The sequence below is a fragment of the Ruegeria sp. BHSC026 genome (assembly GCF_059613065.1).
The window spans coordinates 19,075-35,148 of the sequence record NZ_JBXWRV010000007.1 but is presented as its reverse complement, the minus strand read 5'-3'; the positions used below and the strand labels follow the sequence as shown (position 1 = coordinate 35,148).

At 65.6% G+C, this 16,074-nt stretch carries 14 protein-coding genes; 4 read left to right on the top strand and 10 right to left on the bottom strand.

What is annotated here, in order from left to right:
- Window positions 1-105 precede the first annotated feature (105 nt).
- The 3 genes from AC2FME_RS10830 to AC2FME_RS10820 are packed head-to-tail and all read left to right on the top strand — an operon-like array spanning window position 106 to window position 2,389.
- Window positions 106-765, top strand: a complete 660-nt coding sequence (locus AC2FME_RS10830; RefSeq protein WP_496687874.1) for a Tim44/TimA family putative adaptor protein — start codon at window positions 106-108, stop codon at window positions 763-765.
- A complete protein-coding gene (gene mltA, locus AC2FME_RS10825) occupies window positions 762-1,802 on the top strand; it encodes a murein transglycosylase A (RefSeq protein WP_496800429.1) in 1,041 nt (346 codons plus the stop codon). Before AC2FME_RS10830 ends, mltA begins: the two co-directional genes overlap by 4 nt.
- Window positions 1,802-2,389 (top strand): Smr/MutS family protein, encoded by a 588-nt coding sequence (locus AC2FME_RS10820; RefSeq protein WP_496800428.1) that lies wholly within the window; start codon window positions 1,802-1,804, stop codon window positions 2,387-2,389. Before mltA ends, AC2FME_RS10820 begins: the two co-directional genes overlap by 1 nt.
- On the opposite strand, the gene AC2FME_RS10815 is transcribed toward AC2FME_RS10820, so the two are convergent.
- The 4 genes from AC2FME_RS10815 to hslV form a co-directional block, all read right to left on the bottom strand.
- Complete coding sequence (locus tag AC2FME_RS10815; RefSeq protein WP_496800427.1) at window positions 2,386-3,606, bottom strand: MFS transporter; 1,221 nt, start codon at window positions 3,604-3,606, stop codon at window positions 2,386-2,388. The two genes, AC2FME_RS10820 and AC2FME_RS10815, sit on opposite strands and share 4 nt — an antisense overlap.
- Window positions 3,603-4,700: an alpha/beta hydrolase gene (locus AC2FME_RS10810; protein WP_496800426.1), complete on the bottom strand. Its 1,098-nt coding sequence runs from the start codon at window positions 4,698-4,700 to the stop codon at window positions 3,603-3,605. The genes AC2FME_RS10815 and AC2FME_RS10810 overlap by 4 nt, the downstream gene beginning before the upstream one ends.
- Before the next feature lie 102 nt (window positions 4,701-4,802).
- Entirely contained in the window at window positions 4,803-6,110 is a 1,308-nt protein-coding gene (hslU, locus tag AC2FME_RS10805) for an ATP-dependent protease ATPase subunit HslU (protein WP_496800425.1), read from the bottom strand.
- A gap of 68 nt (window positions 6,111-6,178) precedes the next feature.
- On the bottom strand, window positions 6,179-6,736 hold the full coding sequence (gene hslV, locus AC2FME_RS10800; RefSeq protein ID WP_149774117.1) for an ATP-dependent protease subunit HslV: 558 nt from the start codon (window positions 6,734-6,736) through the stop codon (window positions 6,179-6,181).
- A gap of 197 nt (window positions 6,737-6,933) precedes the next feature.
- Between hslV and AC2FME_RS10795 the strand changes: the two genes are divergently transcribed.
- Entirely contained in the window at window positions 6,934-7,128 is a 195-nt protein-coding gene (locus AC2FME_RS10795; RefSeq protein ID WP_496687885.1) for a DUF1127 domain-containing protein, read from the top strand.
- Window positions 7,129-7,255: 127 nt separating this feature from the next.
- On the opposite strand, the gene trxA is transcribed toward AC2FME_RS10795, so the two are convergent.
- From trxA to tsaE, 6 genes are read right to left on the bottom strand one after another with little or no spacing between them, the layout of a single operon-like run.
- The gene (gene trxA, locus AC2FME_RS10790; protein WP_490361043.1) at window positions 7,256-7,576 is read right to left on the bottom strand and encodes a thioredoxin; all 321 of its coding nucleotides are present in this window, start codon (window positions 7,574-7,576) and stop codon (window positions 7,256-7,258) included.
- A 60-nt stretch (window positions 7,577-7,636) separates the two neighbouring features.
- Window positions 7,637-10,996, bottom strand: coding sequence for a double-strand break repair helicase AddA (addA, locus tag AC2FME_RS10785; RefSeq protein ID WP_496800424.1), 3,360 nt, complete (start codon window positions 10,994-10,996; stop codon window positions 7,637-7,639).
- Window positions 10,993-13,920 (bottom strand): double-strand break repair protein AddB, encoded by a 2,928-nt coding sequence (addB, locus tag AC2FME_RS10780; protein ID WP_496800423.1) that lies wholly within the window; start codon window positions 13,918-13,920, stop codon window positions 10,993-10,995. The genes addA and addB overlap by 4 nt, the downstream gene beginning before the upstream one ends.
- A complete protein-coding gene (locus AC2FME_RS10775; RefSeq protein ID WP_496796901.1) occupies window positions 13,913-14,599 on the bottom strand; it encodes a nucleotidyltransferase family protein in 687 nt (228 codons plus the stop codon). The genes addB and AC2FME_RS10775 overlap by 8 nt, the downstream gene beginning before the upstream one ends.
- A complete protein-coding gene (locus AC2FME_RS10770) occupies window positions 14,596-15,600 on the bottom strand; it encodes an aminoglycoside phosphotransferase family protein (RefSeq protein ID WP_496800422.1) in 1,005 nt (334 codons plus the stop codon). The genes AC2FME_RS10775 and AC2FME_RS10770 overlap by 4 nt, the downstream gene beginning before the upstream one ends.
- Entirely contained in the window at window positions 15,597-16,067 is a 471-nt protein-coding gene (tsaE, locus tag AC2FME_RS10765) for a tRNA (adenosine(37)-N6)-threonylcarbamoyltransferase complex ATPase subunit type 1 TsaE (RefSeq protein ID WP_496683638.1), read from the bottom strand. Before tsaE ends, AC2FME_RS10770 begins: the two co-directional genes overlap by 4 nt.
- Between the last annotated feature and the right edge of the window lie 7 nt (window positions 16,068-16,074).

Here is a 16,074-nt window from a genome sequence, read left to right as displayed (position 1 = left end):
CGCTATCCTTTCCCATAGGCCGGGCTGTGGACTTGCCACCAACAGTCACCTACATAGTGACCAGAGGCCGCTTGTACAAAGTCTCGGTGCTGAAAAGAGGACGAAATGAATTCACCCCTGATCCAGCTTCTGGTGCTGGCTGGCATTGCCATCTTCCTGATCCTGCGCCTGAAAAGCGTGTTGGGCACGCGGGAAGGTTTCGAGAAACCGCCCGTGCCGCAGCAACCTGCCCCCAGCAAGTCGCGCCGGGATTTCGAGGTGATCGAAGGCGGCCCCGATCGCGACATCACCGATCATGTCCCCGAAGACAGCGAAATCGCCCAGACCCTGGCCGCGATGAAGCGGGTCGAACCCAGCTTCTCGGTCAGCGAGTTCCTGCAGGGCGCACGCGGCGCCTACGAAATGATCGTGATGGGATTCGAGCGCGGCAACCTTGACGAAATTCAGCCCTTCCTGGCCGAAGACGTTTTTGAAACCTTCGTGTCCGTCGTGGCCGATCGCGAAGACAAGGGCCTGACCATCGAGGCCGAGTTCATCGGCGTGCGCGAGATCGCGCTGGTGGACGCGCAGTTCGACAAGGACACCAACCGGGCCGAGATCACCGTGCGCTTTGTCGGTGAACTGACCTCGGTCGTGCGCGACCGCGACGGCAACATCGTCGAGGGCAACCCCAACACGATCAAGCGCCAGAAGGACAGCTGGACATTTGCCCGCGTCATGGGCGCGGACGATCCGAACTGGCTGCTTGTTGCCACCGACGCATGACGGGACGGCTCCGGTCGCTGATTGCGGCGGCGATTCTGGCCGCCGCTCCCGCCTCTGGGGCTGAGACCACGCGGTCGATCCTGACCTTCGATGACCTGCACGGCTGGGCCGAAGACGATCATGCCGCGGCCCTGTCGGTATTCCTCGAGACCTGCGGCGATCTGGACGACCCCGACTGGCGGGCGCTGTGCGCCACCGCGCGCAGCCACAAGCTCGAGGCCGCGCGGGCATTCTTCGAACTTTTCTTCCGCCCGGTTCTGATCGAGGACGGTAACCCGCCCCTGTTCACCGGCTATTTCGAACCCGAACTCGATGGCGCGCGCCATCGCACCGACCGGTTCCGCTTTCCGGTCTACCGGATGCCGCCCGAGGCCCGCGGTGACGGCCCCTGGTTGACCCGGCAAGAGCTGCTGACCGGCGATGTCATGCAGGGCCGCGGACTCGAGATCGCCTGGGTCGATGACCCGGTCGAGCTGTTCTTTCTGCAGATCCAGGGCTCAGGCCGGATCCGCCTGCCCGACGGGACCGCGTTACGGGTGGGGTATGGCGGCGCGAACGGCCACCCCTATCGCTCGATCGGGGTCGAGATGGTGCGGCGGGGCCTGCTGGGTGCGCATGAGGTCAGCGCCCGGATGATCCGCGCCTGGGTCCGCAAGAACCCCGAAGCCGGGGCCGAACTGCTGATGCACAACCCGTCCTACGTGTTCTTCCGCGAGGTTTCGCGCGTGGCGCCCGACCGGGGCCCGCTGGGTGCGATGAACCGGTCGATCACCGCAATGCGCAGCGTGGCGGTCGACCCGGCCTTTGTGCCGCTGGGTGCGCCGGTCTGGGTCGAGAAAGACGGGGCCGCGCCCCTGCGCCGCCTGATGATTGCGCAGGACACCGGCGCCGCGATCAAGGGCGCACAGCGGGCCGACATCTTTTTCGGCACGGGGGACGCCGCGGGCCAGGCGGCCGGGCGGCTGAAGGATCCGGGCCGGATGGTGGTGCTGCTGCCGATCCAGCGCGCCTATGCCATGTTGCCGGACGAATTCTGATGACCCGGCGCAAACTGACCGCTGACGAGATCGAACTGTGGCGCAAGGTGGCCCGCCAGACCGAACGGCTGCACCCGGAACTGCCGCAGTCGGTGCACCCGACCACCCTGCCCAAGCCCACGCCCAAGAAACCGCCCAAACCGCGGATCGAGCCGTTCCAGCTGGGGCAGAACCGATCCGCGCCAGCGCCGGGCCATCGCCTGAAGCCTTCGGTGGCCGAGGGGTTGCGGGCCGCGCCCGTGCAGATGGACAGCAAGGCCTTCGCCCGGATGAAGCGCGGCAAGCTGAAACCCGAGGGCAAGCTGGACCTGCACGGCATGCGGGTCGACACGGCGCACCCGGCCCTGATCAGGTTCATCCTGTCGGCGCAGGCCTCGGGAAAGCGGCTGGTTCTGGTCGTGACGGGCAAGGGCAAACACCGCGACGAGCCCGGCCCGATTCCGACTCCGCGCGGGGTGCTGCGCAATCAGGTGCCTCAATGGCTTGCGTTGCCGCCGCTGGCGCAGGCGGTGCTGCAGGTGGCGCCGGCCCATGTCAGCCATGGCGGCGAAGGGGCCTATTACGTCTATCTGCGCCGGATCCGCTAGAACAGCCGCTGCGCCCGGTGGATCCCGGCCCAAACCAGCGCGCTGGCCAGCATGAAAAACCCGGCGATCCATTGAAACTGGGTGGTCAACGAAACGCCCTTGTCGATCAGTGCCCCGGTCAGGCCCGGTCCGATGGCCGATCCCAGCACCATGACCGCAGCAGCCATGGCCTTGATCGCGCCGATGTGGCGGGTGCCGTAGAACTCGGCCCAGAAGGCCGCGGGCAGCGTGCTGTTGGCCCCAACCGACAGCGCCAGACACGCCAGTGCCACCACCGCGCCGGGGATTGTGTGCACGACGGAAAATAGGCCAAACCCGATCGCCAGCGGCAGTTGATAGAACGGCATCATCCGGGCGGTGCCCCACCTGTCCAGCGCCCAGCCCGAGGCGAACATCGCCAAAATCGACACCCCGGTATAGATCGGAAACAGCGCCACAAGCTGCAGATGCGCCCAACCCTTGATCTGCGCCAGATGAACCTGGTGAAAGAAAAAGGCGGTGATGAAGGCCGACGGCCCCAGAAGCGCCGGCGCCATGAACCAGAACAGCGGGGTCCGCAGGGTTTCGGACCGGGTCCAGTGACGGCCCGCCATCCCGGTGGCCGAATGCTGCTGCGCAAGGCTTTGGGGGGTGCGTTCGTTCCTGAGCATCCGCATCAAGGCGGGTACGCCCAACAGCGTCACGGCGGCCGAGGCGACCCACAGCAAGCGCCAGTCAATCAGCGCCATCGCGGCCACGAACAGCATCGGTAGAACCGCCTCGCCCACGGCAAAGCCCAGCGTCGCGATCGACAGCGCCTTCCCGCGCGAGGCGGTGAACCATCGGGTCATCGCCACCATTGCGATGTGGCTGCACATGCCCTGGCCGAACAGCCGCAACAAAAAGATCACAACCGGCAGCAGGACCACCCAGCGGTTGACCGCCATCGCCATCGCCGCCACGGCCAGGCCTCCCAGCACCGCAGCCCCCAGCGCGCGCACGCGGTAGCGGTCGGTCAGCCCTCCGGCCCAGATCATGACCCCGGCCGAAACCAGAGTACCCAGCGCATAGAGGCTGCCCCAGGCGCCGTGGCTCAGGCCGAACTCGGCCCGGATCCGGCCCGCGAAGATCGAGATGAAAAACGTCTGCCCGAAACTGGACAGAAAGGTCAGCAGTACCCCCGCACCCAGCCATGGCGCATTCCCGGCCAGAAAATGGCGCAGCCCCCGCCCGGTCACGGAGAACTGACCCGGACCTGCCCGGTTTCCGTCAGAACCACTTCGGTCGCGCCGTTGTCGTTTCGAACCGCCGGAGGAACCAGCAGGTCGATCCCTCCGTTGTCCTTGCCGAAGGTCCGGCTGACGCGGCGGAGCGCGCCCAGAATCGACAGCAGCGCCGGCGAGGTCGCGGCCACGAAATGCGAGGATTCGGCATCGCGGTTGAACACGGTCGTGTCGATGATGCTGATCGGGTATTCGGCGATCCGGTCGGTCGACCGGATATTGCCTAGCCGTTCACTCTTGGCGGTGCCGCGCAGCCGGGCCGAGATGCCTAGAATCCGGTCTTTCTTTGACACCATCACCAAGAACGGATCGGGCGGGTCCTGAATGCTGGCCATCTGCGACCGAAACACGTCGACATCCAGGTCGGGCGAGATCAGCAGAACACCTTCCAGGTTGCGCCGTGACCAGCCGGGCTCGCGCAGCTCGGCCTGGCGCATCATCTCCATGGTCAGCGCGGCCCCCATCGAATGCGCCACGATCAGTATGCGCGGAACGCCGATGGATTTAAGCTTTGCCACCGTTTGCTGCAGCCCGTTGCGCGCAAACAGCATGCTGTCCAGATCATAGGCATAACCCGTGCCGCTGCCCCGGCTGGGCCAGGAATAGATCAGGGTCCGCCCCGGCAGCCCGATGTCATGGGCCAGCTGGGCCGCACGAAACGCGGTTTCGGTCTGGGTGGCGTTGAAGCCGTGCACAAAAATCGTGACCTCCTGCGCGCCATTCAGCCGCGCCTTTAGGTCCCGCGGCCCGTCAAATTCTTTCAGCCCGGCCAGCACGAACTGTTTTGCGGGATCAGGGTCGGAATAGGAAAAATCAAGCGTTCCCGGCCGGTGGCTCGGCGGAATCGACACGGTCAGTTCCAGAAACCTCAGATCCTCGGCCCGCCCATAGCCATAGCTGCCGTCCGGTTCGCGCGCACGCGTGGTCGCGGCAAAGACGGTCTGCGCAGTGCCAACCTCGAGCGCCTGCGGCAGGATCACCGAAACGGACCTGTCGACACAGGCACCCAATGTGGAGACCCAGACAAGAAGGATCAGAATGCGCAGCACGGAACGGGCCTCGGAATAAAGGAATGGCCTACGCATAACGGAACCAGCGGCAGGGTCCAGAGACTTGGGTGGCGACAGACCGCCGATCTTCGGTGGGACCTGTTACAGAACGTAACGGCTGAGATCGGCGGATTTGGTCAATTCGCCCAAATTGTCATCCACGAATTGCGCGTCCACCACGATCTCGGCGCCGGCCTTGTCGGGGGCGGCAAAAGACAGGTCTTCGAACACGCGCTCCATGACCGTGTACAGTCGCCGGGCGCCGATATTCTCGACGCTGCGGTTCACCTCGGCCGCGATCCGGGCCAGCGCCGCGATGCCGTCATCGGTGAACGAGACACTCACGTCCTCGGTGCCCATCAGCGCGGTGTACTGGCGGGTCAGGGCGTTGTCGGTCTCGGTCAGGATACGCACGAAATCCTCTTCGGTCAGCGCGCGCAGCTCGACCCGGATCGGTAGCCGGCCCTGAAGTTCGGGCAGCAGGTCCGAGGGCTTGGCGATGTGGAAGGCACCCGACGCGATGAACAGGATATGGTCGGTCTTGACCGGGCCGTGCTTGGTGGACACGGTCGTGCCCTCGATCAGCGGCAGCAGGTCGCGCTGCACGCCTTCGCGGCTGACATCGGCACCGCGCGCATCGGCCCGGGCACAGACCTTGTCGATCTCGTCAAGGAAGACGATGCCGTTCTGCTCGACCGCTTCAAGCGCGGTCCGGGTGACGGTTTCGTCATCCAGTAGCTTGTCGGCCTCTTCCCCGATCAGGATGTCATAGCTTTCGGCCACGGTCATCCGGCGCTTGACCGTCCGCCCACCGAAGGCCTTGCCGAAGATATCGCCCAGATTCATCATGCCCATCTGGCTGCCGGGCTGGCCGGGAATGTCGAACATCGGCATGGGGTTGGAATGATCGGCGATCTCGAGCTCGATCACCGTGTCGTCCAGCTCGCCCGACTTCAGCTTCTTGCGGAACATCTCGCGGGTGCTCTCGCGCGCGTCCGAGCCGGCGATGGCCTCGATCACCCGGTCCTCGGCGGCCTGGTGCGCCTTGGCCTTGACCTCTTCGCGCATGTATTCGCGGGTCTGGACGATGGCGGCGTCGGTCAGGTCGCGGATGATCTGTTCGACATCGCGGCCGACATAGCCGACTTCGGTGAACTTGGTCGCCTCGACCTTGATGAAGGGCGCCCGAGCCAGCTTGGCCAGGCGGCGGCTGATCTCGGTCTTGCCGACGCCGGTGGGGCCGATCATCAGGATGTTCTTGGGATAGACCTCGTCGCGGATGTCATCGGGCAGCTGCTTGCGCCGCCAGCGGTTGCGCAGGGCCACGGCCACGGCGCGTTTGGCATCCTTCTGGCCGATGATGAAGCGATCCAGCTCGCTGACGATTTCGCGCGGGGTCAGGTCGGTCATGTGCTTTCAAATCCCGTTGTTTCGCGGGCAACCTAAGCATGGGGTGCGGAAACACAAGGCGGAGCCCGTTATTTCGTGATCCGCTCCACGGTGAGGTTGCCGTTGGTGTAGACGCAAATATCGGCGGCGATCGCCATTGCGTCGCGGGCCACCTGTTCGGCGCTCTTGTCGCTGTCCATCATCGCCCGCGCCGCCGCCAGAGCGAAATTGCCGCCCGACCCGATCGCGGCCACGTCATGTTCGGGCTCCAGCACGTCGCCCGCCCCAGTGATCACGAACATGTCCGCCCCGTCGGTGACGATCAGCATCGCCTCGAGCTTTTGCAGATACTTGTCGGTACGCCAGTCCTTGGCCAGCTCGACCGAGGCGCGGGCCAACTGGCCCGGTGTCGCCTCAAGCTTGGCCTCGAGCCGTTCCAGCAGGGTGAAGGCATCCGCCGTCGATCCGGCGAAGCCGGCGACGATCTCGAACCCGCCGGGCGACAGGCGGCGCACCTTTCGGGCGGTGCCCTTGATCACGGTCTGGCCCAAGCTGACCTGCCCGTCACCCGCAATGACGACCTCGCCGCCCTTCTTGACGCCGATGATCGTGGTGCCGTGCCATCCGGGAAAGTCGTTCTCAGCCATACAAGCCTCCGTATCCGTTGCCGACCTATATGGGCCGGGCGGGCGATCCGCGCAACCCGTTCTCAAACTGCCTAAAAGATATGCAATCTATGCATCCCGGGGTTGTCGGACCAGCAATTGTGAGTCGCCCCCGGCAGGACTAGATGGGGCCTGCAACCGACATTGGATCGGCTGCTTCAGTTGAAGGAATGCGCAAAATGGCAACCACCGCAAACATCCATGCGCCGCTCGGAGCAGCTACCATCCTGCACGTAGTGGACGCTTTCATCCGCGTCTATGACTCGGTTGTTGAATGGAACACTAGCCGCAAGACCCGCAAACTGTTGTCGCGCCTGAGCGACGAACAGCTGGACGACATCGGCCTGACCCGCGCCGACATCGCCAAGATCTGAGCGGCACGCAAAGTTATCTCCCCAGAAAGGGCCGTCCGAAATTTCGGGCGGTCTTTTCTTTTGTCCGGTATGGCCGCAAAAAAGGCGCCCTTGGCGGGGCGCCTTATGTCCTTGGGATCCGGTGCGATCAGATCGATTCTTCGATCCAGCTTTGCAGGGCGGCCTTGGGCGCGGCGCCTGCGCGGTTTGAAACCACCTGACCATTCTTGAAGATGAACAGCGCCGGAATGCCGCGCACGCCCATGGCCGCGGCCGAGTTAGGGTTGCTGTCCACGTCGACCTTGGCGATCTTGATCTTGTCGCCGTATTCGGCCGCCAGCTCTTCCAAGGCGGGGCCGATCTGCTTGCAGGGGCCGCACCACTCGGCCCAGAAATCCACCACGACGGGGACGTCCGAGTTCTTGACTTCGGCGTCAAAGGTTTCGTCGGTTACGGCTACGGTCGACATATTCTGTCTCCTGAATGACATGCGCTTGGGAGTAGAACGTAGGTGTCCCCAAGAGGGAGGTCAAGATATCTGGGCACGCCCCAAGGCCTCCGTCACAAGATCGTGTGGCAGCCACATCAGACGTGCCGTCCGGGTCCACAGGATCGCGGTGCGGATCTCGCGACCGGGATAGATCTGCGACAGCGCGGCGGCATAGGCGCCCATCTGGCGCAGCAGGCCCTCGGGGCAGGTCTCGGCCCGATCGGGAACCGTAGCGTTCGATTTGAAATCAATGACTTGCACCACGTCATCCGTCACGATCAACCGATCGATCACCCCGTGGATCCGACGACCGTCCAGAGTGGCCGAGACGGGCACCTCTGCCAACGCGGCCGGGGCAAAGACGGGGGCCAGGTCCGGCGCCGTCAGCACGCCCGACGCCTCGGCCAGAAGGTCGCGGCGGTCGCCGTCCTGCATATCGGGCAGAAGCCGGGCGCAGAGCTGATCCCACCGGTCGCGCGGCGCCTCGGCCAGATGTTCGAGCAGCAGGTGCAGGCGGGTGCCGCGCAGCTTGGCGGCCTCTTCCTCAAGCCCGGTCTCGCCCGGCAGGGCCTTGGCCCCGCCCAGATCGGACGGGCTGAGCGTTTCGGGATCGGGTATCGGCTCGGATGCGGGCCGGTGAAACAGGTCCGGTAGGATCTCCTGCGCCGGTTCCGGGGTCGGGCGATGGTCCAGTGGCAGACCCTCCCAATCGCCATGCGCCAGACGGCGGATGCCGGTGCCCGGGATCTCGGTGGCCCCTGCCCGGCCCATCGCCTCTTCGACCAGTTGGTACCAGCTGGACCCGTCCTTGCCCAGATCGCCGGCAGCCGCCACGATCAGCCATTTCTCGGCCCGGGTCAGCGCGACGTACAGCAAACGCAGCCGCTCGTTTTCCTCGCGTTGGCGCGCGTCTTCGCGGGCACGGGCAATCAGGTTCGGCGACAGGTCGGCGGACACCTTCCACAGCGGCGTTCCGTCGGCGACCATGATCTCGGCATCGCGGGGCGGCTGCCGCTTGCCGGTGTCCGGCAGGATCACGACCGGCGCCTCCAATCCTTTCGAGCCATGTACCGTCATCACCCGGATCATGTCGCCCACGCCGGTCATCTGGCGCTTGATCTCCAGGTCATCGGTCTGCATCCAGACCAGGAAACCGGTAAGGCTGGGAATGTCCGACCGCTCATAAGCCAGCGCCTGCGACAGCAGCGCGTTGATGCCGTCCTCGGCCTCTGCGCCCAAACGGCCCAACAGTTTGCGGCGGCCGTCATGGCGGGTCAGCACCCGTTCGATCAAGTCATAGGGGCGCAGAAAGTCCACCTGCCCGCGCAGATCGTTCAACACAGCCAGCGTTTCGGGAAAATCCCCGGCGCGTTGGCGCAGCGCCGCCCACAGGTACCTTTCCTGCCGGCGATGAGCGAGGTCGAACAGCATCTGCTCGGACCAGCCGAACAGCGGCGATTTCAATACCGTGGCCAGCGACAGGTCATCCTCGGGCGTGGCAAGGAAACTCAGCAGTGCGGCCAAATCCTTGACCGCAAGTTCCGCGCCCACCTTCAGCCGGTCGGCCCCCGCGATCGGCAGACCCTGGGCCTTGCAGGCGCGGATAATCTCGGCGAACAGGTCCGAGCGGCGCTGCACCAGGATCAGAAAATCCCCCGGCCGCACCTTGCGGCGCACGAATGTACCGCGCGTGGGGCCGTCTTCGGGGATGGTTTCGCCGGCGTCAATCATGGCCTTGATGCGCGCGGCGATCTGGTTGGCCAGGATCACCGTGTGATGCTGCGCCGCGGGCCGATCGACCGGGTCGGTCCAGTCGCCCTCGTCCGCGTCCTCGACCTTTTCCACCACCGGCCACAGATCGACCCGGCCCGGCAGATCGGCCTTGAAGGCGCGGTGCTGGGACTCTTTCTGAAACCCCGCCTCGGCGCGGTTTTCGAACAGGATATCGACCAGCGATAGGATAGCGCTGGAGGACCGGAACGAATATTCCAGCGTCCAATCCCACAGTTTAGAGCCTGATTCCTGCAATTTCCGCCCAAACTCGGCTTGCATCCGGTCAAAGGCCTGCGGGTCGGCCCCCTGAAAGGAATAGATCGATTGTTTCTTGTCGCCGACCACGAAGATCGTGCGCTCGACCCCGGACCGTGCGCCCTCGCCGCTGGTGAATTCCTGTGCCAGTTTCTCGACCACATCCCATTGATCAGGGCTGGTGTCCTGCGCCTCGTCCACAAGGATGTGGTCGATCCCGCCATCCAGCCGGTACAGCACCCAAGCGGCCACCGCCGGGTCGTTCAGCAACATGCGCGCGCGCAGGATCAGGTCGTCGAAATCCAACCAGCCGCGCAGTTGCTTGCGGCGCTCGTATTCCGGCAGGAACGCCGCCGCGAAGCGGTGCAGCACCATGGATTTGCGCGCGGCTGCCAGCGCCAGACGCCCTTCCCGCGCGGCCTCGACCCGCCGCATCAGCGACTCGAGCGGATCCATATGCCCTGCCAGGACCCCCTCGCGCAGCGCTTTGGTGGGAAAATTGCCGATCTTGGCGGTAAAGGGCTCTTTGGCGGATTTTCCGGTCAGGAACACGTCTTCCAGCACCGGCAACTGACCCAAGGCGGGTTCGGTGAAGCCCGACAGTTTCTCGGCCGCCTTGGCGTCGGTCTTGCCGCCGCCCGCCAGCGCCGGAAGGATCGACCGGATCAGCTCGGCCTCGCCGCCCAGAAACACCTGCGCCAGCAGCGCGTCCTCGTCGAACCTCTCGGGCAGGCCAAAACGGGCCAGCAGGTCGGGCCATTGCAGCGCGGGCGTGAACAGGGTGCGTTTCTGGGCGATCGCGGCGGTCAGCTTGTCAAAGCCGGTATCGGTGATGTGGCGGGCCACATCCTCGATCAGGCGGGCCTGTGGGCCTTCGGCAAAATCCTCGACGATTTCCTCTCGCAGAAGGGCCGCGGCGCGGTCTTCCATCTCGGAAAACTGCGGGCTGACCCCGGCCTCCAGCGGGAACCGCCGCAGCAGCGAGGCGCAGAACGAGTGGATCGTCTGGATCTTCAACCCGCCCGGCGTTTCGATGGCACGCGCGAACAGGGTGCGGGCACGGGCCAGGCGGTCGGGGTCGATCACACCTTCGACGCCCAGTTCGGTCAGTTGCCGCAGCAACGCCGCGTCGTCCAGCATCGCCCATTCGCCCAGCCGCTTGAACAGGCGGTTCTGCATCTCGCTGGCGGCGGCCTTGGTGTAGGTCAGGCACAGGATGTGCTGCGGCTGTACACCATCCAGCAACAGCCGCGCCACGCGATCGGTCAGAACCCGCGTCTTGCCCGAGCCCGCATTGGCCGCCAGCCAGGTCGACGCATCGGGCCGCGCCGCCTGAACCTGCCGTTCGGTCGCTTCGTCGCGCGGGGTCATGTCAGATCCTCGGGCTTGGTTTCGGCGGTGCGGTCCCATTCGCCGAACCGCGCCAGGTGGTCATAATCGCCCACGTCGCTGTCCTTGTGCATCATCCGGCGCGAAGAAAACCCCTGATCAGGCTCTAAATAAGCAGAAATCAGCTCTTTCAGCTCGGCCAGAACCTTGTCGGGCGGCTCTTTTTCCAAGGGTGCCGGGACCTCTTTGTAGGTGCCGCCCATACCGATGAACACGGCGCTGGCCACGGCCATCGGGTCAAAGCCGTCGATCCCGCCCTGCTCGGCCATCGCGGCCTCGATCAGCAGCTGTTTGTCGAACTTGGCCTGCTGCGATTCCGAGGGTGGCGTGCCGGTCTTGTAGTCGATGATGGTCAGGGCGCCGCGGCTGTTGCGGTCGATTCGGTCGGCGCGGCCATTCAGAGTGAAACCAAGCGGTTCCAGCGTCAGGCGCATCTTGGCCTCAAACGCGATCGGGCCGCCGTCGCTGCGGCGGCTGATCTCGGCGCGCAGAAAGTCGTCTGCGATCCGCTCCAGCCGCGCCAGCCACAGTTTTCGGGCGGTAGGCCAGGCGACATGCTGATCCAGAAGCGCCTCGGCCCGTTTCAGGAAATTGTCGCGGGTCAGCAGCGCGCCGTCCAGCACACTGTCCTTGACGAAATGTTCCAGGATCTCGTGGATCACGATACCGCGCAGCAGGGCGTCGGGCGCCTGCACCAGCGGGTCCAGCGGTTTCAGGCGCAGGACGTGCTTGGCATAAATTGCATAGGGGTCGCGGATCAGCTTCTTGATCTCGGTCACCGACAGGCGGCGCGGGCGCGCGGCCGCCGGCGGGCGCGGTGAAGGACGCGGTGCGGCGGCGATCCGGGGCGCCTGTTCCAGCATCTCGGACCAGCGCAGCCATGTCTTGCCCCGGTCGCGCATCTGTTCAAGCGCCGCGCGGCCGCCCTGATCCGGCAGGCCCTGCAACAGGTTGGTCAACCGGTTCAGCCAGCGTGACGGCACGGTTTCGGCATCATCCGAGCGCACCGCGCGGGTCAGCCAGACCTCGGGCGCGCCGATGGCCTGCTGGAAATCATGGGCCGACAGGCCGATGCGCCGTTCCGGCAGCAGCAGGCCGGCACGGTCGCGCATCTGGCGGTTCAACCACGGGTCGGGCGCGGGGGCCTCGGGCCAGCTGCCCTCGTTCAGCCCGCCCAGAATCAGCAGGTCGGCACCCTGCACGCGCGCTTCGAGCGTGCCCCAGATCATGATCCGCGGGTGGGGGGCGTCGCGGTCGCGGACCTCTTGCCCGGCCAGCAGCGCACCCAACAGATCGGCGAAATCCAGCGCCGTCATCTCGCCGCCGTGCTCGGCCTCGTCCGCAAGGCCCGAGATCACCGCCAGAGCCGCTTGGCCTGCATTCTTGTCCCACAGCTCGCCCGCGCCGGCGGTTCCGGCGCCAGCAATAGCTTCGGCCAGATCGCGCAGGCGCTGCACCCAGTCGGTGAGCGGCAGGGTGCCGCTGATCTGCTGGTCGCAGAAATTGCGGATCAGCCACTGGGCCCACGCATCGGGTACTTCTTTTTCGACGGCAAAGCCGGTCAGGCTGGCGCGGTCGGGGAAGGGCGGGCCATTGCGGCGCAGGTGCAGTTCTAGATCGCGGCTGTGCAGCAGATGGGCACCGCGGTCGCCCGCGCTGTGGCACAAGGGGTGTTTCAGCAGGGTCAGCAGCGCCTCGGCATCCAGACGGCGCGCGAACAGCCCGGCCACATGACGCAGGAACCGGCCCGGCGGCGACAGTTGCAGCGGCAGGCCGGCACTGTCGTCGGGCAGGATGTTCCAGCGGTCCAGAGCAGCGCTGACCTGGCGGGTCAGCATCCGGTCGGGGGTGATCAGGGCAGCAGTCTGTCCGGTCTCGGCCGCCTGCCGCAGGCGCAGGGCGATGGCCAGCGCCTCGGCCCGCGGCGATTGCGCCTCGACCAGGGTGATGTCGCGCGTCGCGGCATCAAGATCGCGCAGCCGCGGGCCTTCGCTCATCCAGGCATCGGTAATCGGGGCCGGACGCAACGCCAATGAAACCAGACGGTTGCGCGCGGGCGAGGGGGGCTGGTCCGGGGTCCAGGCTGCGATCTGATCCGGCTCCAAGCCCAGTTCTGTCATCAGCTTGCGGAACCGGTATTGCGGGTGATCTTCCGAGGTCATTGTTGAATCCAACCGCTCCCAGACATGGGCGGGCTGGTCGAAATCGTACCCCGGCAGGATCAGCGCCCCCTGCGGCAGCCGCGCCACCGCTTGCATCAGCATCAGCGTGGTCCCGCGCGAGCCGGTGGACCCGGCCAGGATCACCGGGTGTTGCGGCGGCGCGTCCTGCCAGCGGGCGATCAGGTTTTCGACCACGCGGCGTTGGCGGGCCTGCACGTCCAGGCTGCCATCCTCGGTCTTCAGGAACTGGTCGGCGATGCCGATGAAGGCCTGCGCCCGTGCCCAATGGCCCGACAGGTCGGTCACGTCCAGCTGCCGGATCGCCTCGGGCGAGATGCCTTCGCCCTGCATCTCTTCGATCAGGGCGGCGAGGCTGTCGGACAGGTCGAACAGCGACGACCGCGCGGCCAGGTCCGGTTGCTGGTCGAGCAGGCGGGACACCAGTTGCGTCAGTTCCAGCCGTCGCCGCAAGGGCGGCACGGCGGGCGGCACCTGATCCAGATCGACGCTTTCGCCGAGATCAGTCACCAGCGAAATGCGGGGCAACAGGCAGGGCGGGCCCTGATCGAACAGCTCGCGCACGCGGCGGGCCATGCGGCGGGTGTTCAGCACCAGTTGTACGCGGGCCAGTGCCTCGGGTGGGTGGCTATCGCAGCGCGCCCGCAGCCCGCGCACCAGTGCCTGCGGAAAATCCGCGCCGGGGGGCACTGCAAAGACCCGAGGGGTGGCGCCGGGTTCAAACATCGGCCAGCATCTCCTCGGCCAGAGCGATGCCTTCGGGGCGGCCGACATCGCACCAGCGCCCGGGATACTGCAGCCCGTACAGCCGTCCATCGCGCTGCATCCGGTCCCACAAAACATTGAGCGAGAACGCTTTTTCCGGAATTTCCGCCAGACCGTCGGTCTTGAGGATCTGAATGCCGCCATAGACGTGACCCGGCCCGCGTGCAAGCCGGCCTTCGGGGTCGACCTTGAAGTCTCCGGGGCCTGCATGTCCGATCGTCTGTGCGATCGGCACGCAGATCAACAGCGCGTCCATCCGCGCCGGGTCCCAGGCCGCCTGCAGCAACTCCAAAGGGTTGGGCCCGGACCAGATCGCATCGGTATTCATCGTGAATACCGGCCCCGGACCCAGCAGTGGCAAGGCTGCCCGCAACCCGCCGCCGGTTTCCAGGATTTCCGGCTGTTCGTGTGACAACAGAACACCTCGCGGCGCCAAATGATCGGTCAGTTGATCGGCCATGTAGTGCAGGTTCGCGACCACACGGCGTGGCCTCACCGCATCCGTCAACTCCAGCGTATGGTCGATCAGCGGCCGTCCGGCCACCGGGATCAGCGGCTTGGGTCGGGTGCGGGTCAACGCGCCCATCCGGGTGCCGAAACCGGCGGCAAACAGCATCACGGCCTGCGGTCTTGCGGTCATGCGCCCCTCAGACGTGCCAGGTTTTCCGGGGTGGGTTCGGGCAGGGCCGAGCGCAGCAGGTCGGCCAGGGAAATCAACGCGGGATGTTCCAGATCGCGCATCAGATGCGCCCAGGTGGCCGGGATCAGATCGATGTAATGCGGCTTGCCATAGTCCATGGCCAGCCGGGCGAACACGCCGAGAATGCGCAGGTTCCGCTGGACGCCCAGAACGCTGTAGGCAGTGCGGAAGTCATGATCGTCCACGCCGGTGGACGCGATGTAGCGCTGGATCATCTGCATCTCGACGCCTGCCGGTACGGCGCGCCGGACGTCCTGCAGCAGCGACACCAGATCATAGGCCGGATGGCACAGCATCGCGCATTGGAAATCCAGCAGGCCGACCCGGCGGACCCCATCGCGATCCTGCAGCCAGATCAGGTTCTCGGCGTGGTAGTCCCTGAGCGTCACCACCCGTGTGCCCGAAGTTTCCTGATGCAGGATGTCGGCAAAGCGGTGTTCGAACCGCGCCCGGGCGTCGGCATCGTGCCTGCCCAGAATTCCTTCAGCATATTTGGTGAAGGCCAGTGCCGACAGTTCGGTCATCAGGGACGGATCATAGCTGTCCAGCGCGGGCAAGGGGGCGGCGTGCAAATGCATCAGAACGTCGGTGGCGGCGTCGTACAACGCGCGCTCTTTCGCGGGCGCGCGTTCCAGCACCCGGGCGAACAGCTCATCACCGAAATCTTCCAGCAGCAGAAAGCCGTGCTCGGCATCCTCGGCCAGGATTTCAGGCGCACTCAGACCGATGGAATTCAGGTAGCGGGCGACCTTGACAAAGGGCCGGACGTCCTCGCCCTTGTCCGGGGGCGCATCCATCAATACAACCGTCCTTCCCGTGTCGGGATCGGTCAGCCGCTCGTAGCGGCGGTTGGACGCGTCGCCGGCCAGCGGTTGGCGTCGTGCTCCGGACCACGGGGTCCGCCCCAGGAACGCCTGGATCAGGTCTGCACGGTTGGTCATACGGAAAACTCCAGCTTGTCAGCCCATTTCGGATCGGACCAGGACAGTGTCAGATGTCGCGTTTCCTCGTGGGCCGCGTCGGTTTTAAACGTGACCAACAAGGCCGACTCCGGCCGCAGATCGCCCAGCTTTTCTGGCCATTCGACCAGACAGATCGCTGTGTCGAACGCCTCGGTCAGGCCCAGTTCGACGATCTCGTCGGCCGAGGTCAGGCGATACAGGTCGGAATGCCATATCTCTCCGGTGGCGCCGTCATAGACCTGAACCAGGGTGAAGGTCGGTGACGGAACATCCTCGGGGACCGGCAGGACCGACCGGATCAGGCTGCGGGCGAAATGGGTCTTGCCGCTGCCTATGGGTCCGTCCAGCAGCACCACGTCGCCGGGGGCCAGCCGTTGGCCCAGTTCCGCCGCCAGGCGCGACGTCTTTTCGGGCGAGTCCAGGGTTATCGAAACAGGCGAATTCATGGCGCCA